At 44.9% G+C, this 23,569-nt stretch carries 23 protein-coding genes and 1 tRNA gene; 10 read left to right on the top strand and 14 right to left on the bottom strand.

Annotation, left to right across the window (positions count from 1 at the left end):
* Positions 1-2: 2 nt before the first annotated feature.
* The 5 genes from NBH01_RS14620 to NBH01_RS14640 form a co-directional block, all read right to left on the bottom strand.
* The gene (locus NBH01_RS14620; protein ID WP_117974724.1) at positions 3-926 is read right to left on the bottom strand and encodes a relaxase/mobilization nuclease domain-containing protein; all 924 of its coding nucleotides are present in this window, start codon (positions 924-926) and stop codon (positions 3-5) included.
* Positions 892-1,275, bottom strand: coding sequence for a MobC family plasmid mobilization relaxosome protein (locus NBH01_RS14625; RefSeq protein WP_025815051.1), 384 nt, complete (start codon positions 1,273-1,275; stop codon positions 892-894). The genes NBH01_RS14620 and NBH01_RS14625 overlap by 35 nt, the downstream gene beginning before the upstream one ends.
* Before the next feature lie 147 nt (positions 1,276-1,422).
* On the bottom strand, positions 1,423-2,397 hold the full coding sequence (locus tag NBH01_RS14630) for a toprim domain-containing protein (protein ID WP_025815052.1): 975 nt from the start codon (positions 2,395-2,397) through the stop codon (positions 1,423-1,425).
* A 309-nt stretch (positions 2,398-2,706) separates the two neighbouring features.
* Positions 2,707-3,939 (bottom strand): virulence-associated E family protein, encoded by a 1,233-nt coding sequence (locus tag NBH01_RS14635; protein ID WP_117952102.1) that lies wholly within the window; start codon positions 3,937-3,939, stop codon positions 2,707-2,709.
* Positions 3,920-4,228, bottom strand: coding sequence for a helix-turn-helix domain-containing protein (locus NBH01_RS14640; protein ID WP_024988792.1), 309 nt, complete (start codon positions 4,226-4,228; stop codon positions 3,920-3,922). The genes NBH01_RS14635 and NBH01_RS14640 overlap by 20 nt, the downstream gene beginning before the upstream one ends.
* A 339-nt stretch (positions 4,229-4,567) precedes the next feature.
* On the opposite strand from NBH01_RS14640, the gene NBH01_RS26685 reads away from it, so the two are divergent.
* On the top strand, positions 4,568-4,855 hold the full coding sequence (locus tag NBH01_RS26685) for a helix-turn-helix domain-containing protein (protein WP_025815054.1): 288 nt from the start codon (positions 4,568-4,570) through the stop codon (positions 4,853-4,855).
* A gap of 4 nt (positions 4,856-4,859) precedes the next feature.
* Positions 4,860-5,141 (top strand): helix-turn-helix domain-containing protein, encoded by a 282-nt coding sequence (locus NBH01_RS14650; protein WP_024988805.1) that lies wholly within the window; start codon positions 4,860-4,862, stop codon positions 5,139-5,141.
* Positions 5,142-5,291: 150 nt separating this feature from the next.
* Here NBH01_RS14650 and NBH01_RS14655 read toward each other — a convergent pair whose 3' ends face one another.
* Positions 5,292-6,509, bottom strand: coding sequence for a site-specific integrase (locus tag NBH01_RS14655; RefSeq protein ID WP_025815055.1), 1,218 nt, complete (start codon positions 6,507-6,509; stop codon positions 5,292-5,294).
* A 251-nt stretch (positions 6,510-6,760) separates the two neighbouring features.
* Positions 6,761-6,833, bottom strand: a tRNA-Phe gene (locus NBH01_RS14660).
* Between the two features lie 206 nt (positions 6,834-7,039).
* On the opposite strand from NBH01_RS14660, the gene NBH01_RS14665 reads away from it, so the two are divergent.
* Positions 7,040-8,299 (top strand): sensor histidine kinase, encoded by a 1,260-nt coding sequence (locus NBH01_RS14665; RefSeq protein WP_235714258.1) that lies wholly within the window; start codon positions 7,040-7,042, stop codon positions 8,297-8,299.
* Positions 8,300-8,365: 66 nt separating this feature from the next.
* Here the strand turns inward: NBH01_RS14665 and gadC are convergent, their stop codons facing one another.
* Positions 8,366-10,078: a glutamine/gamma-aminobutyrate antiporter GadC gene (gene gadC, locus NBH01_RS14670; RefSeq protein WP_008765207.1), complete on the bottom strand. Its 1,713-nt coding sequence runs from the start codon at positions 10,076-10,078 to the stop codon at positions 8,366-8,368.
* 216 nt (positions 10,079-10,294) lie between these two features.
* On the opposite strand from gadC, the gene NBH01_RS14675 reads away from it, so the two are divergent.
* Entirely contained in the window at positions 10,295-11,026 is a 732-nt protein-coding gene (locus NBH01_RS14675; protein ID WP_011108359.1) for a potassium channel family protein, read from the top strand.
* A gap of 426 nt (positions 11,027-11,452) precedes the next feature.
* On the opposite strand, the gene glsA is transcribed toward NBH01_RS14675, so the two are convergent.
* Both glsA and gad read right to left on the bottom strand, forming a co-directional pair.
* A complete protein-coding gene (glsA, locus tag NBH01_RS14680; protein WP_234141228.1) occupies positions 11,453-12,418 on the bottom strand; it encodes a glutaminase A in 966 nt (321 codons plus the stop codon).
* Between the two features lie 8 nt (positions 12,419-12,426).
* Positions 12,427-13,872 (bottom strand): glutamate decarboxylase, encoded by a 1,446-nt coding sequence (gene gad, locus NBH01_RS14685; RefSeq protein ID WP_055221819.1) that lies wholly within the window; start codon positions 13,870-13,872, stop codon positions 12,427-12,429.
* 30 nt (positions 13,873-13,902) lie between these two features.
* Between gad and NBH01_RS26690 the strand changes: the two genes are divergently transcribed.
* The gene (locus NBH01_RS26690; protein ID WP_055230036.1) at positions 13,903-14,097 is read left to right on the top strand and encodes a hypothetical protein; all 195 of its coding nucleotides are present in this window, start codon (positions 13,903-13,905) and stop codon (positions 14,095-14,097) included.
* 34 nt (positions 14,098-14,131) lie between these two features.
* Here the strand turns inward: NBH01_RS26690 and NBH01_RS14690 are convergent, their stop codons facing one another.
* Positions 14,132-14,635: an RNA polymerase sigma factor gene (locus NBH01_RS14690; protein ID WP_011108357.1), complete on the bottom strand. Its 504-nt coding sequence runs from the start codon at positions 14,633-14,635 to the stop codon at positions 14,132-14,134.
* Between the two features lie 253 nt (positions 14,636-14,888).
* Here NBH01_RS14690 and NBH01_RS14695 point away from each other — a divergent pair, with 253 nt between their 5' ends.
* The gene (locus NBH01_RS14695) at positions 14,889-16,121 is read left to right on the top strand and encodes an MFS transporter (RefSeq protein WP_211479267.1); all 1,233 of its coding nucleotides are present in this window, start codon (positions 14,889-14,891) and stop codon (positions 16,119-16,121) included.
* Positions 16,122-16,127: 6 nt separating this feature from the next.
* Entirely contained in the window at positions 16,128-17,048 is a 921-nt protein-coding gene (locus NBH01_RS14700; RefSeq protein WP_211479266.1) for a DMT family transporter, read from the top strand.
* A gap of 76 nt (positions 17,049-17,124) precedes the next feature.
* On the opposite strand, the gene NBH01_RS14705 is transcribed toward NBH01_RS14700, so the two are convergent.
* The 3 genes from NBH01_RS14705 to NBH01_RS14715 form a co-directional block, all read right to left on the bottom strand.
* Positions 17,125-17,517: an HIT family protein gene (locus NBH01_RS14705; RefSeq protein WP_008763564.1), complete on the bottom strand. Its 393-nt coding sequence runs from the start codon at positions 17,515-17,517 to the stop codon at positions 17,125-17,127.
* Positions 17,518-17,569: 52 nt separating this feature from the next.
* On the bottom strand, positions 17,570-18,034 hold the full coding sequence (greA, locus tag NBH01_RS14710; protein WP_008765198.1) for a transcription elongation factor GreA: 465 nt from the start codon (positions 18,032-18,034) through the stop codon (positions 17,570-17,572).
* 180 nt (positions 18,035-18,214) lie between these two features.
* Positions 18,215-19,366 (bottom strand): TlpA disulfide reductase family protein, encoded by a 1,152-nt coding sequence (locus NBH01_RS14715; protein ID WP_008763566.1) that lies wholly within the window; start codon positions 19,364-19,366, stop codon positions 18,215-18,217.
* 195 nt (positions 19,367-19,561) lie between these two features.
* On the opposite strand from NBH01_RS14715, the gene pnp reads away from it, so the two are divergent.
* The 3 genes from pnp to NBH01_RS14730 all read left to right on the top strand — a co-directional run bounded on the left by pnp (position 19,562) and on the right by NBH01_RS14730 (position 23,434).
* Positions 19,562-21,688, top strand: a complete 2,127-nt coding sequence (pnp, locus tag NBH01_RS14720; protein WP_008765197.1) for a polyribonucleotide nucleotidyltransferase — start codon at positions 19,562-19,564, stop codon at positions 21,686-21,688.
* A gap of 141 nt (positions 21,689-21,829) precedes the next feature.
* A complete protein-coding gene (locus NBH01_RS14725; RefSeq protein ID WP_048698248.1) occupies positions 21,830-22,390 on the top strand; it encodes an RNA polymerase sigma-70 factor in 561 nt (186 codons plus the stop codon).
* A gap of 105 nt (positions 22,391-22,495) precedes the next feature.
* The gene (locus tag NBH01_RS14730; protein ID WP_225680142.1) at positions 22,496-23,434 is read left to right on the top strand and encodes a FecR family protein; all 939 of its coding nucleotides are present in this window, start codon (positions 22,496-22,498) and stop codon (positions 23,432-23,434) included.
* The last annotated feature ends 135 nt before the right edge of the window (positions 23,435-23,569 follow it).

Genomic DNA, 23,569 nt, shown 5'->3' on the forward strand with positions numbered 1-23,569 from the left:
CCCTATAATTTTAAGTGTCGTTTCTTTTTCTTCTTTTTTCTTTCACCGGGATTGTCGGGCGTTTCATCAGCCGGAGAGGACGGGGCGGAGAACAGACCGCCCAAGTCTGCCAGTAACGGACTGTCGATTTTGCCCAGTGTCTGCGATAGCTCCTGAACAGGTGCGGAAACCGTCTGTCGGTTGCTTTCGGTAGTGTTCAGCCCCGCATCCCCGAAACATTTATCCAGCTTGGAGAAACTGAAACTGCGGTCTATCTCCGAACCCTTGAACGTGTATTCGCCTTTGGAAAAGGATATGCCCTGTACTTCGCCAGTCTGTCCCCTGTACTTGAAATGAATCCCGATACCCTTTTCTGCCAGCCGGGTTTGTAACTGCCGCCAGTTCCTTGATTTCCCGATTTCATCCTTTACGGCATTGTAAATCTCGTATTTGGATTTGTCCGGCTCTCTCAAACGGTGCTGCTTTACATGCTCCTTGCCTTTAGCGAAATAAAGCCCGTGTTTGGTTTTCAGCTTCTTGCATACCTGCTCGTTGCGGTACATGTCGTTCCTGTCCGAAATGGTCTTGCCGTTGTTGTCTATGCGGTTGAACACGATATGCACGTGCGGATGTTCCCGGTCTTGGTGGCGCACGATGATGTACTGCGTATCGGTGATTTTCATTTCACGCATGTACTCCTGCGCAAGCTGTACCATTTTCCCGTCTGTCAGCTTGGGTGCGTCCACCGGGGAATAGCTTAGCGCAATATGTCCGACTGGCTTTTTCAGGTCGGGGTTCATCCCGGCTTGCAGTATGAAACTGCGTATGATGTCCCGGTTGCTTTCGGCTAACACTCCCTCCGCATGAAGCAAAGCCGCCTGTTCCTTGCCGAGTACATAGTTCACGCAGCCTTTAAATCCGCTTCCCTTTTTTATTTTTCCAATCATCCGACAGTTGGTTTATGATTTCAACAATCCTGTTTTTGAGTTTCACCAGTTCCACGGCTACCAGTGCGAACCCTCCGGCATTCGCCCGGTGCGCCAACTGGTTGATGTTGTTGGCTTCGCCCGCCAGCCTGCGGATAGTGTCCGCATCCTGCCTGTTCAGCCGAGGCGTTACCTCTGCCGAAACGACAGCCTGCCGGACGTACTCGCTGACGTGCAGCCCGGCTTCGGTGGCTCGCTTCCTGATTGCGTAGAACTGTAACTCGGTCAGTTTCGTGCTGACTACCCGGTTCTGCTTGTCTATCCGGCTTTTTGCCGGGCGACCTCCCGGTTTGTTCCTTGTCCCTGTCATACGTTTTTGCTTTTAGGTGGTATCTTAAAAATTGCGACCAACGGGAGAAATTTTCTTTGCTGTCAAGCAAAGCAAGGTGTTTCGGTCTACCGAAACATAACCTTGCTCTCCCTAATCATACCGTTTACCGTTGGTAATCCTGCCGGACTAAATGCCTCTGCCCCTTTTCTGTTTTGGGGTGGCACGTTGTCCGGTTTCCTGCTTTATTTCCTGCGCTTGGCTGGTACTGTTTTTCTGTTCCTGTTTCCTGCCGCACAGATAGTCGTTCAAGTCCGAATAACCCCTGTAATTGTCCGAGAAGTCACGCACACGGTAGGAATATTCCAAAGCGATAGCCTGTGTTGCCCGAAATCCTGCTTCGTCATTGTCGAGCATGCAGTGGATGCGTTTATACGGGAACAGTACGTCAATGGCTTTCGGCACATTGGCGGTAGAGTTGAGTATGACATAATCCTGCCTGTCAAGGTCGGGCATGGTCGGACAGTTCTTCATCCGGAGTGTGAGGAAAGAAAGATAGTCCATAAAGCCCTCGAATACCAAACATTTCTCTCTCGGCTCTCCCTGCTGCCTTATATGGGTGATGTCTTTCGATGTGCTGCCCTTGAAACGGGGATTGCGAAGCTCGTAACCTCCTGAATCATTCCTGAACGCCAGCGCAAAATAAGGCTTGCCACCGATGCGGTAATACATTTCCTGCACGTATGGGGCTGCCGTTCCGGGGGAAATCCCCCTTTCCTGCAAGTAGCGCATGAGTGCCGGATTCTGTAACGGCTGTATTCTGCGTATCTCTATCGGGCTGGCTGCCTGCCTTTTCGTGTCCCTTTCGGGCAGGTCTTTCCCGTGAAAGGAAAAAGAGGTAGTGTCGTCCTGCTCCAGTCGGCAGATAGCACCGTAGGCGTTGCACCCGTTCTGCTTCATCACAAGGTCGATGAGCGTCCCGCCCTCGCCAGTTCCGTAGTCACACCATAGATTGGCGTTATAATCCACCTTGAAACTCGGCGTGTTGTCCTCCCGTAAGGGGCTGCGGTACATCCCGTAACTTCCTTTTTCCGTGACGGGCTGGATTCCCAAAGAGTTCAGGTAATCCTTGATACTGATATTGTTGGCTTCCTTGTAGGTCATAATCTTTATTTTTTTATTTAACGATAGTAATAATGAAGCAAGAAGCGAGTAAGAAGAAGCACGGGACACTACTACATCTATCTTTTTCTTTTTCAACGGATTGTAGTACATGTAGTAACATAGTAATTATTTATCCTTTAAAAAAGGAATAAATATATTCTATATATTATATTGCCGTTTTTTCTTTTTCCCGGATTTTCCAAAAGTTTGGGATTCTATCTTACTTCATACTACATAATTGGTAAACTATTGTTTATTAAATTGTTATGTATGTATCAAACAATATGTAGAAGCTACTACATTCCGGTTCTACCCGTAATCATCCCCTGTACGGGAAGCCGGAACGGGCTTTATCCTGTACCCATATACCGGATAATGGTTGTTGTTGATGCGCTTCTGTACCCGCTTGAAACCGATTTTCCGCAATGATTCGCCCAGCCTTTTTTCGGATAGCTGGACGGGGGATATATTACGCAGGTATGCGAGTACCTGTGCCGTTGTCATGAAGAACAGGGCTTCTTCCTCCTCTGTCGGCTTCTCAAAGTATTGTGTCAGCATCTCAAACTCGATTGTCTGTACCTCAAATTCCGCATTTGTCAGGTGCAGTTCTTCAATCTCCGCATCATTGAACCAGTAGCGCACGCCCTGACGGTACAGGTACATGATTTCGGAATAGACGTTATCCATGTGAATACTTTCTGCCGTGGGCTTGTCTATGTGCAGCACCTCGAACGGCAAAAAACGCCTGCTGCCTGTCGGGTCGGTCAGGAACTCGTTGCCGTTCACCGAAGCCATGAAGCTGGCGAGGTGGGGGTATTCCTCTATGTAAATATCATACGGTCTGCGGTACTTCACCGCCGGGGTGGTGATAAGGTTCTTCAATGCGTTCTCGTTCTGCTTGTTGAGTTCCTTTAGCTGGTCGTCAATGTTGATGAACAGGTATTCGGCTATCAGTGTCAGGATGTCTTTGCCCTGCGGGTCTATCTTCCCGGTGAACAGGTAGTTCTTAAGCGGTGTCGGGCAAAGGTTGTCCAGCCACCACGATTTGAACTGCCCCTGCCTGTCCCCGGTCAGCACCAAACAGGTATGGTTCTGACACCCTGTGTCGTTCATCGCGTTGGCTACCACACCGATAAGCCATTTCGTGAAATATTCCTCCCATTTGCCGGGGTTGGCTACCTGTACCGTGTTCAGAAGCCTGCCGATATGCCCGTGTTCGGCAGGATTCAGTAAGGGCAGGGCATTGAAATACTCCTGTATGGGGTGAGCCTTTCTTGCGAAGTCGCTTTCCAGTATCATGCGTATGTTGTCGGTCGAGGTGGCAATGTCAGCCGTTGCGTCCAGCCTGCGCCTGAAAGTGTTCAGGGCGAATTTTGTAACGGGCTGGTACAAGTCCGAAGAACCCGCAGCCCGGTATTCCGTCCGGCTCTTTACGGTGTTGAACCGGAAATCATACAGGACGTTCAACAGGCTTTCGATGCGCTCGTTCTTGGACTGCCAGCCCTCGATATGCCGTGTTTCATCACTTCTTTTCTTTTTCATCGGGAAGTCTGTTAGAAGCCGGGACATACTGCTGCTGCATCCACTTTTTGAGTTCCTCCATGTCGAAACGCAGGGTACGCCCACGCTTGACACACGGTATCATCCCCTTGCTGGCTAAATGATACAGGTAATTGACCGAATACCCGGTTATGCCGCTGGCAACGGATATTTTGACTAACACAGGCTCTTTTCCGTCCTGCCGTTCTTCGGGCTGTGCGCCCGTGACCGGGGCAATCATCTTTTCGATGTTCTCCAGCCGCTTGAAAATTTCTTCGAAAGGATTGTTCATAGGTGCTTGTTTTTTGAATTAGCACCACAAATAAAATAAGAAAAATCGGTAAAAAACAAAGCGTCAGCCGTTTGGAATCGCTTTGCTTCGCTCTGCGCCAAATTAATGTCGGCAAATGGAAAACGGCTTTGTGTTCATTACCTTACTTATTTAGGGAGTGGAGAAAAAACAGGTTTTTTGTTATCGGTTCATTTCTTTCGTGTTGTTGTTGGGTTGGCGGTGGACATTTTCGGACACGTAAGGTCATTTGCGGACAGGAAGAAACAACCTGTCATTCAGCCTTATATATTTGCACCAGTGAAGAAAAACGGAGTATTGACAAGAATAAATATATCGGTTATGGAAATAGTGACGATTGAAAAGAAAACGTTTGAACTATGGAAACAGAGGTTTGAAAATTTTGTGGGTCGTGTGGATGCGCTCTGCGTGCCTTTACGCAGGAAGCGTGACAAGTGGCTGGATAACTGCGAGACTTGCCGTTTGCTGAACGTTTCAGCCCGGACGATGCAGACTTACCGTGATACGGGAAAACTGCCTTATTCGCAGATTAACAATAAGATTTACTACAAGGCTTCGGACGTGGAAGCCTTTCTGCTCGACCAAGTAAGGGACAATTCTAAAAAGTAGGCGTATGGATTTGATAACGAAAGATTCCGAAACCACGCTGGTACTGTTTTCCTCCCTCGACAGGGTGCTGGAAAACGTGGAGTACGTGGTAATGAACTATCGCCCGGTATTGAACGGTGAACACTACCTGACGGGTGATGAGGTGTGCAGGCGGCTTTGCATCAGCAAACGGACGTTGCAGGATTACAGGGACACGGGGCTGCTGGGCTACGTGCAGCTTCCGGGAAAAATCATCTATCGTGAAAGCGAGATTTTAGACCTGCTGGAAAGACATTACAGAAAATGAAATCTTGAAAACATGAAATCTTGTTTTATTGATGTCTTGCTTTCTTGAAATATTGAAGTATTGAAATATAGCTGTCTTGTTTTCTATATTGTTTGATTAAAAGCCAGCAATCACGTTTTCTTGAAAACCGTGTTGCTGGCTTCTTCGTGGTTATACGGATAGCTGTTTCTCAACGGCTTGCATATCCCTTAGTATCGTTTGGTCTAATACTTTCGCATAATGCTGCGTCATTCGGGTGGATGAATGCCCCAGCATTTTAGCCACGTTCGGCAGTGACACGTTGTTAGCCAGTGCGATAACCGAAGCGAAACTGTGCCGGGCTGTGTGCGTGGTCAGGTTCTTTTTAATACAGCACAGGTCGGCAATCTCTTTCAGGTAGCTGTTCATCTTCTGATTGCAGGGAACGGGCAACAAAGTTCCTTTATCCATGCAGTAGGGGTTATCCTTATACTTTTCAAGTATCTGTTTGGGAATGCTCAAAAGCGGGATGTTACAGAGGTTGTTTGTTTTTTCACGGGGTTTCACTATCCACAGGTTGCCGTTGCTGTCCTCTGAAACGTGTTCGGGGCGCAAGTTATACACGTCTATGAATGCCAGCCCGGTATATACGCAGAAGATAAAGACATCCCGTACCAGTTCCAGCCGTTCAATCCTGAACTCTTTCTGCCATATCCGGTTTATCTCGGCTTGGCTTAGGAACTGTTTGTTTACCTCCACCTCGTGAAACTTGATTCCGGCAAACGGGTTCTTGGTCAGCCACTCGTTGGCAATGGCAAGGTTTATCACTTTCTTAAAACATTTCATGTACCGGATAACGGTATTCTGTGCGCAATGCTTCTCCGTCTTTAGGTATAAATCGAATTTGCGTACCAGTTCCCCGTTTACCTCACGCAGTAACATATCATCTACCTTGTAATCCCGTTTAACCAGTTCCATGAGGTATTTAAGGCAATTGTCGTAACGTCTTACGGTGATGTCGGCATAGTCCGTCCCGATTAGCTTCCGGCAGTTGTCGTTGTGTTCCTTGAATACATTATACAATGTCTTGAAAGTCTCGTCCTTTCCCTGATAGCGGTTCACTATGGCACGTGCGGAGATAATCTTTCCCTCCAGTTCCAAGTCTTGGTAAATCTGATAGAATTTCACACGCAGGGCGTCAATGTAATGGTTTAGTTCCACGGAATTGCGGTCTTTGCCTGTCGATTTCTCTTTTTCCTGTGACCAAAGTGGGACTTTTACGCTCCGCTTTAGTTGAAGTTCCACGTATAGGCGGTCATAAGTGACACGCACACGCACGGGTGCTTCCCCGTTTTTTAACAGTTTGCTACGCTTGATGAAGAACAACACGCTGAATCTTTTTCTTTCCATACGGCTCGATTTTTAATGATACAAAGTTAGGAAATCGAACCGAGAACCCTGTTATGTAAAATAGTGCAACGTGCTGTAAAAGAATGAAGTAAATACCTCGCAGTGGAACATTTCGGGCTTTTGAAAACAGTCCCTTGAATAAGGACGTATAGTTTGCTTCAATCCCACTAATTTTGCTTACTCTTGGAAAAGGAAAATCCCCGAACTTCTTTGAAATTCAGGGATTTACATCGTTTTGCCTTCTTAAAAAGTGGTGCCACCAGGAATCGAACCGGGGACACAAGGATTTTCAGTCCTTTGCTCTACCAACTGAGCTATGGCACCTTTCTCGTTTGCGGGTGCAAAGATAAGTATATTTTTTAATACTGCAATAACTTAGAGGGAATTTTTCGTCTACTTATGAGGAAAGAAAAAAAAACTTTTCTTTTGGGGGAGAATAAATATGCAAATGTGGCATCATTTATTCAGTATATTTTATACTTTTACGAGCCAAAACGATCAGGACACTACAAACAATAGAATATATTATTATGGCATTACAGTTTATTACGGTTATTTCGTTAGCTGCATTCATTTATGTACTGATTAAGTATCAGTCGGTTAAGAAGAATATGAATTTGAAAGCATCTGTAATGTTGCGTGAATCTAATGAGTTGACTTCTATACTACAGAATATAAACGTTTACTATCTGTTGATTGACAGAGACTTTATCGTTCACAATACCAATTATTATACACTGAATCATTTGACTCCTGCGCAGGGAGAGAGAAAAAAAGTCGGAGATTTATTGCATTGTAGAAATGCGATAGCAGCCGGCGAATGCGGAAAACATGAACAATGCAAATTGTGCTGTATACGTACATCCATAAGCAAGGCTTTTTATGAAAAGCAGGACTTTAAGAAACTGGATGCCTCTATGAAACTTTTAAGTGCGGATGAAAAGACGGTTATTTCCTGTGATGTTTCTGTTTCGGGCGCTTATCTGAAAATAAACGGTGAAGAACGTATGGTGCTGACAGTTTATGATGTGACGGAACTTCGAAATATGCAGCGCCTGTTGGATGTAGAAAGAGAAAATGCGATTTCTGCCGATAAACTTAAGTCTGCCTTTATCGCCAATATGAGTCACGAAGTCCGTACTCCGTTAAATGCCATTGTCGGATTCTCAGGGCTGATGGCTACGGCTACCAGCGAGGAGGAAAAGAAGATGTATACCGATATAATCTCTGAAAATAATGAGCGGTTATTGCGACTCGTAAATGACATCTTTGATCTTTCGCAGATAGATGCCGGCGTGTTGAACTTTGTATATTCGGAGTTTGATGCCAATGATTTGCTGAGGGAACTGGAAGGACTTTTCGGAATGAGGCTGAACGAGAACCCTTTGGTGACATTGGTCTGTGAGGCACATCTGGAACCGATTATGATGTATTCGGAGAAACAGCGTATTATTCAGGTATTGACTAATCTGCTCCATAATGCGATGAAATTTACGAAGACAGGTGAGATCCGTTTTGGATGTCGCAGGGAAGGTACGGATGAAGTCTGTTTTTACGTATCTGATACCGGTATCGGCATTCCGGAGGAGGAGCAGGAGAAGATATTCTCCCGTTTTACGAAACTTGACCGGGAGATGCAGGGAACAGGACTCGGGCTGACGCTTTCGCAGACAATCGTTCATAATCTGGGGGGAAGATGCGGAGTCGAATCGGAAGTAGGCAAGGGTAGTACTTTCTGGTTTATATTGCCCTTGGTCACGAAGACAGAAATAACAACTGATAAGATATGAATAATCCCACCCTGAACATTCACTGGTTCAAGGTGGGATTATTAATGTAAACGATATGTTTAGCTTTTAAGATTTGGGTGCACCCGCATCCTTATTTCCGGAATCAGGCGATCCGTTGCTTGCAGTGGTACTTCCACCGGAAGAAGCCGGATTGCTTGCCGGAGCAGAACCGGAGGTGGTAGAACCTGCACTTGCCGGACCGGAAGTTGGGGTACTTGCTGGTTTGGCAGTAGCGGAACTGGCCGGACTTGCAGACGATGTTGAAGCAGAAACCGGACGAGCGGCATTTGCACTGTTGGCAGTAACGCCGGCAGTAACAGTCTGAGGCTGAACTTCCCAGTGGAACGGTTCGAAGTCAGTATCCGGATCTTTCCAGGACGGTTTCTTGGCAGCGTAGATGATGAACGGAGCAACGACTACAATGATTGCACCGATAATCAATACAGAGAACCAAACGGTGTTGCTACCGGTAGAAATCTGGCTGGGCGGGATGAAGCTCAAAATGAAAGCGAGCAGTGAACCGCAGAAACCAAGACCACCAATGAACCACATCAAACCGTTACCGGACTTACCGATACGGAACGGACGATCCAGTTTCTTCATCTTATAACGCAGTGCGATAGCTCCGGAGAACATTAACAGATACATAATCAGATAAAGAATCACTGTCAACTGCGACAAAATCTGATAGAAACTCTGTACGGAAGGCATAACGACGAACAACAAACTCAATACAGTCACAGCGATACCCTGTACGAACAAGATATTCTTCTGTACACCCAGTTTGTTTGTTTTCTGGAAGAACGGAGGCATATAACCAGCTTTACCTACGGCAAAGATACCTTTTGAAGGACCTGCAACCCATGTCAACACACCGGCCAAAACTCCAAACGCAAGAGCGATGGCGATAATCGGTGATAACCAGGAAGCGTGAATGTACTTGAAGTAGTTATCAAAACCGACGAGCAAACTCTGAGTTAAGTTAATATCCTTGGCAGGGATGATAACGCCCAATGCGAATGTGCCCAAAACGAAGATAAGAACAGTGATAAGCGCACCGATAAATACGGCTTTCGGATAATTCTTGGATGGGTTTTCTACGTCTTTCACGTGGATACCGCCCATTTCCATACCGGCATAAAACAAGAAGATACTGGCAGCAAGAACGACATTGTCGAAATTAGTAAAATCAGGAATGAAGCTGCTGTGGAAATCCATATTGGATTGTCCGCCGGTTGCCAGATAAATGATTCCCAGGATAATCAGCAGGGCAGCCGGAATAATTGTACCGACCATACCACCAATTTTGGCTACTTTACCAACCCAGCTCATACCTTTCAGTGAAATGAAAGTTGCCAGCCAGTAGATGATAAGTACTACGGCGAGTGTATAATACTTGTTGTTTGCCAGCGACATATCATGTACGTCGTTCATTCCGATGAAGGCGATGGATACGGCACCGAATGTCAATACGGTAGGATACCAGATCGTACTTTCGATCCATTGTACCCAGATGGCGAGGAATCCCAGTTTCTTGCCGTAGGCTTCGCCTACCCACCGGAACACACCACCTTGCTTATCCTGAAACATAGCTGCCAGTTCGGCTGCTACGAGCGATGTCGGGATAAGGAAGACAATCGCCGCGAAAAGATAGTAGAAGGCCGAACTCATTCCGTATACGGCCTCGGCTGGTAGCCCACGCAATGATACTACTGCCGTAACGTTCATGATAGCCAGGGTAAACACGCCCAGCTTCACTGCATTTTTAATATTTGCCATAAGTTAAGGTTTTAAGTGAAAAATATTTTAAAGTCAGTGTTATAACAACATTTTGCGTGAGATGTTTCCGCAATCTCTTTCAAAGTTCGTTAATTAACATCGCCGGATGGCTCAATTGTAAACCTCCGGACGCCTGTTCCGAAACAATCGCTTTCTCAGATTGTTTCTAAGCATTATAAGTTACATAAGAATCATTTTATTATAAATTAAGTAGTTATGAAATCAGCGCTTTCCGATTTTATTCTGGGGAAAAAGGGGATTTATGGCATTCTCCACATTATTATATTGTTAATGTCCCTTTTTTTGGTTATTAGTATTTCAATCGATACGTTTAAGGGGATTCCTTTTTATACACAGTCCTCGTACATGAAGATCCAGTTGTGGATTTGCATCTGGTTCCTGTTCGATTTTGTACTGGAGTTTTTTCTGGCAAAGCATAAGTGGCGTTATATACGGACGCACTTTATCTTTTTGCTGGTGGCGATCCCTTATCAGAACATCATTGCGTATTACGGGTGGACCTTTTCTCCCGAAGTCACTTACCTGCTCCGGTTTATTCCTTTGCTGAGAGGGGGATACGCATTGGCCATCGTAGTGGGCTGGCTCACCTATAACCGGGCTTCCAGCCTGTTCGTTTCCTATCTGACGATGTTGCTGGCAACGGTCTATTTCGCCAGCCTTGCCTTCTTTGTCCTTGAACATAAAGTGAATCCGCTGGTCACAGATTATGGAGACGCTTTGTGGTGGGCATTTATGGATGTGACTACCGTCGGGTCGAATATAATCGCGATGACGACCACCGGAAGGGTACTTTCCGTATTGCTGGCAGCTTTGGGAATGATGATGTTCCCGATCTTTACAGTCTATATTACGAATCTGATTCAGCAGTCTAATCAAAAGAAAAAGCAGTATTATGCGGAAGAGGAAGAAAAGACGGCGTCTGCATAGGGGACATAAACCTTTTTCATATCGATCATTCATTATTCATGGGTTTAGTTTATTTCCATATCGACTTAGCTCATTAGAATGCGTTATAAACTAATTTCAGATATGCGCATATTTACTCCTCGTTTTTAATAAATCTATCGCCTGAAGTATATAAAACTATTCGTCTGACAACTGTTATTCTTTCGTCTAACAACTGTCAGACGAAAGTTTAACAGTAGTCAGACGAAAGTTCAACTATAGTCAGACGAATAAATTTAAGTGCATCGAGGATTAGTTCTTTGCATACACAGAATTAAACTTAAGTAAAGAAGGGGGAATGATTAGCTCGCTAAGGAACGAGAAGCCTGCAAAAGCATTTTTATAAAAATAGAAAAGGTTACTACCCGGAGGATAGCAACCTTTTGTTTTTCTCATAGAGCGGATAAACTAGTCGACTACGATCAAGTGATTGTCACTGAATACGTTCAGTCCCAGTTTATTCATGACATATTGGATAGCCAATTGTGCTTTTACCGAATTGCCTGCACCATCCAAAGGAGGAGCGAATGCGGCAATACCGAACTGTCCGGGCAATACACCCATTACACCACCGCCTACACCGGTTTTGGCCGGAATACCGGAGGTATACATCCAGTCTCCCGTGTGCTCGTAGAAACCTACGGCAGCGATCATTGCAGTGATCTTGGGAGCGAGGCTGGCATCGAATACTTCTTTCTTTGTCACCGGGTTCACACCACCGTTGGCGATTGTTCCGGCTGCCACAGAAAGCTGCAAGGCCGTTACTCCCAATGAGCATTGGCGGGTATACAGGTCCAGCGCCATATCCGGATCATCATAAATACGGTTGTAGTTCTTCAGCAACCATGCAATGGAACGGTTGTTAAAGTTCGTATCCGATTCGGATTTGTACAATTCATCAATCAGCTGGGGAGCGCTGCCGCATAAATCGGTCACGTTCTCTACGATGGCATCCCACTTCTTGTCAGAGTCGCCGATAGGTTGTACCATACTGCAGGCGGAGATGGCACCGGCGTTTACCAACGGAGTAGACGGATGGTCATTTTCCAGCAAGATAGCGATGATTGAATTGAAAGGCAGGCCCGTTGCGTCAGCTCCGATCTTGTCTAATATTTCTTTGGCACCATATTGGCGCAGTGCAAGGATAGCCGTATGTACTTTGGATACGGATTCGATGCCGAAGCGGTAGTCAGTATCTCCCACATGGATGGTCTGCCCGTTGAGCAGGCAGACACTGATTCCAAAGAGATCTTTGTTGACATTGGCCAGATAAGGGATATAGTCGGCATTCTTACCGCCTGTATTCGTTTTCACCTGATCGTATGCCTCCTGTACCACTTTTTTCAATTGAGCGAGTGTTACTTTTTTGTCCATAGATCAATTTATTTTTTAACGGTTTTATGACGACGACCACCGTGATTGAACATCTTGGCTTCTACCGGAAGATTCTTTTCCTGAGCCATGCGGGTAGGAGTCGGGAAATCAAGTTTTTCCAGTTCGGCAATTGCGTTCTTGATATCACCCAGCAACATATCTGCCATGTCGCGGCTGAATCCCTGGCGGACAACCACACGCATTACTACATAATCTTCCAGTTTAGAAGGCAATGTATAAGCCGGAACCATCCAGCCGTGCTGAGACAGTTTGTCCTGCAGATCGTACAATGTCCACTTGGCACTCTTTGCATATTCCGGTTTCAGATACCAGATGAACAATGGGTTCACTACATTTTCGGAGTAATTGACGAACGGAGCCATCTTGGCGATTTCACCGTGGATGTATTTGGCAATCTGCAAAGAATTATATTGTACTTCCTTGTAACCTTGGAATCCCAAACGGATGAATTGATAGTATTGTCCCAGAATCTGAGCGGCAGGACGAGAGAAGTTCAAGCCGACCTGAGTAATGTTGGCACCCAGATAGTTGACGCTGAATGACATTTCTTCGGGCAGATATTCTTTGCCTTTCCAGCAAACCCAGCCAAGTCCAGGATATACCAGACCGAACTTATGACCGGATACACTGATAGAAAGTACCCATTTCAGACGGAAATCCCACTTCGTGTCCGGATAGAGGAACGGAAGAATGAAACCACCACTGGCGGCATCTACGTGGATAGGAATGTCATAACCGGTTTTGGCGTTGTAAGCGTCGAGAGCTTTGTCCAGTGCTTCAACGTCATCGTTCAGTCCTGTCCATGTAACACCTTGGATAGGTACAACACAGATCGTGTTTTCATCACACATCTTCAGCGCTTCTTCGGGGTCGAGAGTGGTCTTGTCAAGAGTCAAAGGCACTTCACGCATTTCGATCTGCCACAGTTGCGCGAACTTTTCCCATACTACCTGGAAACCTGTTGAGATAACGAAGTTAGGTTTGTCAAACGGTTTACCCTGAGCTTGTCTTTTCTTACGCCAGCGCAACCATGCAGCTACACCGCCCAGCATACAAGCTTCGGAAGAACCGATTGCCAATGCACCGGTTTTCCATGTATCTTTTTCCGGAGAGTTCCACAAGTTGGCAACGATGTTGATACATTTACCATTCATTACGGCGATACGAGGGTATTCGGTTTCATCAATATAGTTGATGTTGATTGCCTCGTTCATCAGCTTGGTAGCGTAATCGTCCATATAAGTGGTTACGAAAGTAGCTAAGTTCAAGCGTGGCTGAGTCTGGGCAAAAGTTTCATCTTTAACCATTTGGTAAGCGACTTCAGGGGTGGTTGGTCCATCAGGAATTCTTTCTACCGGAGAGGGTTGTAACATTCTGTCTGAACCGAATACGTCGGTTTTTGCATCACCTTTTCTGAAATTTAAATCTTCCATACTAATTTGTTTTTTTAAAGGTTTAGGGCGATGGGGATTTTCCCCGTCGAATTTCCCTCAACAACAGCAGATGGTTTTGAAAGTTTTCGACTTTTACATTATTTGGCGTTTATTAAGGGGCGGCTTTGGGGCAGGTGTAAGGCGGTGGGGACGGAAACAAAAAAGGCAAGAAGGGGTTGTTTCCCTCTTGCCTTTGGCTATTCGCTGACAACTGGCAGCTTATAGTTATCTGATACCTATTGAATTGTGTTGTTAAGGTTTAGCGGAAGTCCTTCAGTTCTTCCTGCAGTTTTTGGCGGGTGAAGAATATGCGGCTCTTTATCGTACCTAACGGCAGGTTCAGCTTTTCTGCGATTTCGCGGTACTTGAAGCCGGAAACGTGCATGGCAAACGGCACTCTGTATTCTTTGGGTAATGAGTTGACTACACGGTGCATCTCTTTCAGGTCATAGGCTTTTTCGGTACTTTCAAACCCTGTGTCCTGCGGTAAATTCAGGTGGTAAAGGTTGTCCGTCCGGTCAACGAATGTCTGGTCACGAACTACTTTGCGGTAGTTGTTGATAAAGATATTGCGCATGATGGTATACATCCATCCTTTAAAATTTGTGTCAGGCATATATTTATCTTCATTGTCTAATGCTTTTAATGATGTTTCCTGCAACAAATCGTTTGCTTCTTCGCGGTCGGTTGTCAGCTTATAAGCGAAACGGAGTAATTCGTCCTGTACTCCTACTAAATCTTTTCTGAAGCTTACACTTTTCATATACGTTGCTTTTTAAATTGTGAATATTCGTTGTTAAATTTCGATGATGCAAGTTTACGGGATTTTTTAAAGTACGGCGGGGGTGAAACTGACGGAATTTAGCCTAAAAACTGTTTGCGGATAGTTTTTAGGCCATAATCTGATAGTTTTTGGGTGTTTTTCACCCGTTTTTTGAATATTCACTGTTGCCTCATTTGAACTTTATAAGGTAATCATTGTTTTCATCAGACCTAAACTTTTAACGAACCGGTATATGAAAATACAAACTGGAAGGGGAACAATACCTCTTATCACTTTAATAGCTATTTGGTCTATCTCGGCATTGACCTCTTTGCCGGGGCTGGCTGTTTCGCCTATATTGGGCGACCTTACCAAAATCTTTCCGAAAGCGACCGACCTGGATATTCAGATGTTGACTTCGCTGCCGTCGTTGCTGATTATCCCTTTTATCCTTTTGGGCGGTAAGCTCACGGAAAAGGTTGATTTTGTCCGTATCCTGAAAATCGGACTCTGGCTCTTTGCTGCAAGCGGTATCTTATATCTGATCTCCAACAAAATGTGGCAATTGATCGTTGTGAGTGCCCTGCTGGGTATCGGCTCCGGACTGATTATTCCTCTGTCCACGGGGTTAATCTCAAAATATTTTGTGGGTACTTATCGGGTGAAACAATTCGGATTGAGTTCTGCCATTACCAATTTTACATTGGTGATAGCTACTGCCGTGACCGGATATCTGGCGGAAGTCAGCTGGCATTTGCCGTTTTTGGTCTATCTGCTCCCGTTGATTTCTATTCTGTTGGTTGGTCACTTAAAAGAAAGTCGGTCTGACGCTGCCGTCAAACCTTCTTCTCAAAGTACCGCGCCATCCGGACAAATGGCTGCCGTAGATACCGGAGGAAGTAAATATGGAATCCATATCAAGCATCTGCTTCAGATCATGCTTTTCTACGGAGTGACGACTTTTATTGTGCTGGCAGTCATATTCAACCTTTCTTTCCTGATGGAGAAACACCATTTCTCCAGTGGCAATTCGGGACTGATGATCTCGCTTTTCTTTTTAGCGATTATGGCTCCGGGTTTCTGTCTGGACAAGATAGTGGATGAACTGAAAGAACGTACCAAAGCATACAGCCTCCTGTCTATGGCTGTGGGGCTGGCGCTGATCTGGATTGCCCCGATCGAATGGCTGATTATTCCGGGATGTATCCTGGTCGGTTTGGGATATGGCATTATTCAGCCTATGCTGTATGATAAAACGACGCATACGGCACTGCCTCAAAAGGCGACAATGGCATTGGCTTTTGTGATGATGATGAATTATCTCGCCATCTTGCTCTATCCTTTTATTATAGATTTTCTCCAAAATCTGTTTCATACCCAGTCGCAAGAGTTTCCTTTTGTCTTCAACTTGTTGATAACTATTGTCACATTCTTCTGGGCTTACCTGCGCCGTGATACCTTTTTGTTTAACGATCAACTGAAATAAAAAAAGATGAAGAATAAGAAACTGGAAGCCAATCTGAGTATGGCTGTATCAAAAATATTCAGCGGTTTGAATATGAATGCCCTGAAGTATCTGCTTCCCCTATGGATGAGCCCGTTGACAGGTGCGACACTTCGTTGCACCTTTGCCGCCGCTGCATTTTGGGTGATCGGATGGTTCATGCCGCCGGAAAAGTCATCCGCCAAAGACAAATGGCTGCTTTTCCTGTTAGGGGCATTCGGACTGTACGGCTTTATGTTTCTTTATCTGGCGGGGTTGAGTAAAACGACTCCTGTATCCAGTTCCATATTTACCAGTCTGCAGCCTATCTGGGTGTTTCTGATTATGATTTTCTTTTATAAGGAGAAGGCGACATGGAAGAAGATTCTCGGAATCTCCATCGGACTGGTCGGTGCACTGGTCTGCATCCTGACCCAACAGAGCGATGATTTGGCCTCCGATGCTTTCATGGGAAATATGCTTTGCCTGATCAGTTCCATCGTTTATGCTGTCTATCTGATTCTGAGTCAGCGTATCCTTTCATCTATCGGGGCGATGACTATGTTGAGATATACATTCTCCGGTGCGGCGGTTTCTGCTATTATTGTGACATTTATTACAGGATTCGATGCGCCGGTGTTCTCTATGCCGTTCCATTGGACACCTTTCCTGATATTGATGTTTGTACTCATATTTCCGACAACGATCAGCTATATGTTGCTTCCGGTCGGTCTGAAGTATCTGAAAACAACAGTCGTCGCGATCTACGGTTATCTGATTCTGATTGTTGCGACCATTGCTTCTCTGGCTCTCGGACAGGACCGTTTTAGCTGGACGCAGACGTGTGCCATCATTTTTATTTGTATCGGCGTTTATCTGGTTGAGGTAGCCGAAAGCAAAGACAAGTCGCCGGACCCCTTGAAGAAATAATCATATATAATGTATGATATGAAAAAAAGCGGGCGCCCTTCTCAGGGTGCCCGCTCGCTTATGTCGTCATCATGTTTTATAGAGAGGAGCTGATTGCTTGCGCAATGGATTTAAATTCTTCATCCGATAATTTCAGTTTCGGATTGGAGAACAACATATCCGATTCCTTCTGAATAGGAATTAAGTGGATATGGGCATGCGGTACTTCCAGGCCGATAACCGCTTCGCCTACCTTTTTACAAGGGAAGGCTTTTTCGATGGCACGGGCTATCTTCTTTGCGAATACGTGCATTGCTGCGAGGTCTTCGTCACTTAAATCGAAGATGTAGTCTACTTCCTGTTTGGGGACTACCAGCGTATGTCCCTTTACCAATGGATTGATATCAAGAAAAGCAAAAAAACGATCGTTTTCCGCTATCTTGTAGCAAGGAATTTCGCCTGCGATGATTCTACTGAATATTGTTGCCATAATCTTTGATAGATAAAAGAAGGCAAGCCTCACACGGAGACCTGCCTTTCTGTTAAATTGATATGTTTACTACTTCTAATGCAATTTTACCCTGCGGTACGGTAATTTCTGCAATATCACCTACTTTCTTGCCAAGCAGACCTTGTGCAATCGGGGTGTTTACGGAAATCTTGCCTTCTTTCAGGTTAGCTTCGCTTTCGGAAACGATGGTATAAGTCATCTTCATGCCATTTTTGACGTTCTTCAGCTCCACTTTGTTCAGAATCTGTACAGAGTCTGTCTTTAGTTTGGACTCGTCGATGATCTTGGCATCTGCAATGACCGTTTTCAATTTGTTGATACGCATTTCAAGCATCCCCTGTGCTTCTTTGGCTGCATCATATTCTGCATTTTCCGACAAGTCGCCTTTATCCCTTGCTTCGGCTATAGCCGCAGAGATTTTGGGGCGTTCCACTGTTTCCAGTTCCTTTAATTCTGCCATTAACTTTTTGTAACCTTCTTCTGACATATAAGCCATGATGTTTTTCCTCCTTTTATTTAAAATGGTCATATAAACAAAAAAGAATTCCAACATGGCACATGTTGGAACCCTCTCTTCAATTATTTCTCTGCAAAGATAGACTTTTAAGTGATATCTGTCAAGTGAAAAATGATGCTATGTAACATATTTAAATGAAATATGCTAAATTATAACAACTTAGAGTAATGACTTGACGGATGCTTCGAGGTCTTTGATGTCTTCGCCGCGGAGCTTCAGTTCGTTGTTCCGGTTGATCAGGAAGATGGATGGAACCTGGCGAACATTATATACAGCTACGTTGGTCGAGTAGACACCGTTGCCGTCACGTACGCAAACCCAGGGCAGGTTGCCTGCTGCGGTTTTCCAGTAGTGCTCGTCTGCGTCGAGAGATACCTGATAGATTTCCAGCCCATCCTTTGCGTATTTATTATATAGTTCGCGAAGCATCATATTGTGAGGCGCTCCTGCCGGTGACTGGAATACGGAGAAATCCAGCAGCACTACTTTCCCTTTCAGGTCGGTCAGTTTGCGGGTATTTCCTTTCACGTCACGCAGGGCGATGTCGATAATACCGGTCTCGATGATCTTGTCCTGTGGAATTTCCAGAGACTTGCTCTGTGGCTGACGGGTATTTTTCATCCCTTTGATTACGATATTATATAGATTTTTTGAACGTACAGCATCCGGATATGTATTGTTGAGGCTGGTAGCGACAGCTGCAAAACATTTTACATCGTCCTTGTTGTTCAGCGGATCGAAGATCAGATAGTCATTCAGCTTTTGGAACAGGGCGAAGTAAGCGGCTGCCGTGTTGGGAGCTGCGAATATATAATTCACTTTGACGTCCTCCTTATAGTTCTTCAGCAGTGTTGCAAGGTTCTCTTCAAACGTATCGTGTCCCAGTTTGTTGGCACGCAGCGCATTCAGTTGCTCGTCCACATTCTTTTGAAGATTGATTTGTTTCAGCGTCAGTTCCTTTATCTTACTGCTGTTTTCAGATCCTTCTACCGTGTAGGCGGTAGAGAAATCAACGTATGGAGCGTTGATCTGTAGCGTTTCGATAGAATCCACAGAAAAGTTGATGACTTTGTTGTCCACCCGCAAGCGATAAAACTCGGGTGATTCGGGGCGGGGTTGTTTAAACTTGAATGTACCTTCTCCTTTCAATTTAACCGAATCAAGCGGAACAATACCTTCCAGACCGGAAGCTTCGAGATAAAGCATTTTCCCGTCGGCCCCTGATATGTCTCCGTTCACTTCAAACTCAGGACCGGAACTACAAGCTGTAATGGTAAGTGCGGCAAGCGCTACAAAAGTTATCTTTTTCATATCTCGTGTGTTTTTTAAGAGTTGCAAATATACGTCTTTTCGAGATTACTCAAAGCTTTTTGCCTGCTTCTTCACCTCTATTTTGCAAAAAAAACATATAGCATCTAACTTTTTAGCTCATTTCCACCTGATTACAACGAGAAATGTATATCTTTGCAGGAATTTTGAAAGAAAAGTATAGATAAAACAATTTTTATGATTAACCCAATTGTTAAGACGATCGAGTTACCTGATGGAAGAACCATCACACTCGAGACGGGAAAGTTGGCAAAACAGGCAGACGGTTCTGTAATGCTACGCATGGGAAACACCATGTTATTAGCTACTGTTTGTGCCGCTAAAGATGCAGTTCCCGGAACAGATTTCATGCCTTTGCAGGTAGAGTATAAAGAAAAATTTGCGGCATTCGGCCGTTTTCCTGGTGGCTTCACCAAGAGAGAAGGTAGAGCTTCCGATTATGAGATTTTGACTTGTCGTCTCGTTGACCGCGCTCTCCGCCCACTATTCCCTGATAATTATCACGCAGAAGTATATGTAAATATCATCCTTTTCTCTGCTGACGGTGTAGATATGCCGGATGCACTGGCCGGATTGGCAGCTTCTGCAGCACTCGCTGTTTCAGATATTCCTTTCAACGGACCGATCTCGGAAGTACGTGTAGCACGTATCGACGGTCAGTTTGTAATCAATCCTACTTTTGACCAACTGGAAAAAGCTGATATGGACCTGATGGTTGCCGCTACTTATGATAACATCATGATGGTAGAAGGCGAAATGCACGAAGTATCTGAAGCTGAACTGCTGGAAGCAATGAAGGTAGCTCACGAAGCTATCAAAGTGCATTGCAAGGCTCAGATGGAGCTGACTGAAGAAGTAGGCAAGACAGTGAAACGTGAATATAACCATGAAGTAAACGATGAAGAATTGCGTAAGGCAGTTCGTGAGGCTTGTTATGACAAGGCTTATGCAGTAGCTGCTTCCGGAAATAACAACAAGCACGAACGTTTCGATGCTTTTGATGCTATCCGCGAAGAGTTCAAGGCTCAGTTCTCTGAAGAAGAACTTGAAGAAAAAGCTCCGCTGATCGACCGTTACTATCATGATGTAGAAAAAGAAGCGATGCGTCGTTCAATTCTTGACGAAGGCAAGCGCCTGGATGGTCGTAAGACTACTGAAATCCGCCCGATCTGGTGTGAGGTTGGTCCTCTGCCCGGTCCTCACGGATCTGCTATTTTCACTCGTGGTGAAACTCAGTCTCTGACTTCTGTCACTTTGGGTACGAAGCTCGACGAAAAGATTATCGACAATGTATTGGAACACGGAAAAGAACGTTTCCTGCTGCACTATAACTTCCCTCCTTTCTCTACAGGCGAAGCAAAAGCTCAACGTGGTGTAGGCCGTCGTGAAATCGGTCACGGTCACTTGGCTTGGCGTGCCTTGAAAGGACAGATTCCTGCTGACTATCCGTACGTAGTACGTGTTGTTTCGGAAATCCTCGAATCTAACGGTTCTTCTTCTATGGCTACCGTATGTGCCGGAACATTGGCATTGATGGATGCCGGTGTGAAGATCAAGAAGCCGGTATCGGGTATTGCTATGGGACTGATCAAGAATCCGGGCGAAGAAAAATATGCTGTATTGTCTGACATCCTCGGTGACGAAGACCACCTCGGAGATATGGACTTCAAGGTAACCGGAACAAGAGACGGTATCACTGCTACTCAGATGGATATCAAGGTAGACGGTCTGTCTTACGAAATTCTGGAACGTGCTTTGAACCAGGCTAAAGAAGGACGTATGCACATCCTCGACAAGATCACCGAGACAATCGCTGAACCGCGTGCTGACCTGAAAGACCATGCTCCTCGCATTGAAACAATGACTATTCCTAAAGAATTTATCGGAGCTGTAATCGGCCCTGGCGGAAAAATCATTCAAGGTATGCAGGAAGAAACCGGTGCTGTTATCACTATCGAAGAAACAGACGGTATGGGACGCATCGAAGTTTCCGGAACCAACAAGAAGTGTATTGATGATGCAATGCGCATGATCAAAGCAATCGTTGCTGTTCCTGAAGTAGGCGAAGTATATAAAGGTAAAGTTCGTTCTATCATGCCTTACGGTGCATTCATTGAATTCCTGCCGGGTAAAGACGGTTTGCTGCACATTTCCGAGATCGACTGGAAACGTCTGGAAACAGTGGAAGAAGCCGGAATCAAGGAAGGTGATGAGATCGAAGTGAAACTGATTGACATCGATCCGAAGACAGGAAAATTCAAACTTTCAAGAAAAGTATTGATGCCAAGACCGGAAAAGAAGTAAAAAAGCAGATAGCTTTTAGATAATGTGATAGCCCGATTACTCAGTATTCGGGCTATTTTTTTGTCTATTATTTTGCTTTTCTGCGAAAATATGTGTTCTTTTGTACGAACTAATGAAAATAGCCTGTAAATCTTATGCGTGATGCACCAAACGAACAACATATCTTCTATTCAACTTTTTTCTGAATTCTTTCATGAGAATCAAGAGAAGTTTTTGTCGTTTGCCTATTCTTATATAAGAGACAGGCAGGAGGCGGAAGATATATTGATGGAGTCAATGATTACTCTGTGGGAAAACAGGGATAAGTGGGAAGAAGATTCCAATCTGCACGGTCTGCTGCTGACGATCATCAAAAACAAAGCGCTCAACTATCTGGCACATCTGCAAGTGCGTCTTCGGGCCGAAGAAGAAATAAATAGCCATAGCCAGCGGGAACTGGACCTGCGAATCTCTACACTGGAAGCCTGCGAACCGGATACGATCTTTGATTCGGAAATACAGCATATCGTACAGAAAGCATTGAAACGTATGCCGAACCAAAGCCGGCAGATTTTTATATTGAGCCGTTATCAAAATACTCCGAACAAAAAGATAGCGGAACAACTCGGTATTTCCGTCAAAAGTGTGGAGTTCCACATCACCAAAGCATTGAAAATTCTGCGTACCGAACTGAAAGATTACCTGGTTTCTATTCTTTTTTAAAAATAATCGCATTTTTCGTTAGGGTTGTTCAGGGCTGACCTGTTTTATATATAGAAAGGGGAGAAAAAGCCTTTCTATAAATATAAATAGGAAAAGACAACATCTATGAACCAGGATTTACTACATAAATATTTTAAGGGCGAGACTTCTGTTGACGAAGAAAAACGCATTCTTAACTGGGTGGACGAATCGGAAGAAAACCGGAAGACATTACAGAAAGAACGTATGCTGTTTGACATCGCCCTTTTTACTGACTCTAAGAGAAAAATGAGAGAGAAAGCAGGCGCGGGCGCTCGCATCATTCCCATGTTAAGGTGGAGTGCCCGTATAGCTGCAGCTGTAATCGTAGCTGTCAGTTGCGGACTTCTGATTAATGAATACCGGTATGATAAATTGGCACAGTTGCAGACGGTTACTGTTCCTGCCGGTCAGCGGGCACAGATTACGCTGGCGGACGGAACCAAAGTCTGGCTGAATTCTGAATCGACGCTGAGCTACAGATCTGACTTCGGGCGCCGCGACAGAGATGTGGAACTGGACGGAGAGGCTTACTTTGAAGTAGCGAAGAATAAGGAGATACCTTTCTACGTAAATACGGAGACCAATCAGGTCAGAGTGGTAGGTACTCATTTCAACGTCTGCGCATATAAAGGAAGCAATGAATTTGAGACTACCTTGGTAGAGGGCATCGTTGATATCTACGCTTATGACAATGAACGTCCGCTGACCCGCCTGACTAAGAATGAGTTCTTCGGCTCCTATCAGGGAAAATATAAAAAAGCCGTTCTGCCTTCTTATGATTATCTGCGTTGGCGGGAAGGACTGTATTGCTTCGACGATTCTCCTTTCAGTTGCATCCTCACCAAGCTGGAGAAATATTATAATGTGAAGATCACCGTAGAGAATCCGAAAGTGCTGAATTATCGCTGTACGGGCAAGTTCAAGGAACAGGACGGTATCGAGCACATTCTCAAGGTTATCCAGAAAGATCACCCGTTTACTTATTCGATCAGTGAGGAAGGAGACAGCATCCGGATAGAATAAAGCCGGAATAAAAATTAAGATGAATAACTGAGCTCAATGATATATACCTTAAATTAGTACTAACCCTTTAAAAGCATAATGATTATGAATAACAGTCAATAAGTATACCCCTTACCGAAAAAGAATCGGAAAGTA

This window comes from Bacteroides sp. B1-V-101 (genome assembly GCF_023656585.1).
GTDB classification, from domain to species: domain Bacteria; phylum Bacteroidota; class Bacteroidia; order Bacteroidales; family Bacteroidaceae; genus Bacteroides; species Bacteroides thetaiotaomicron.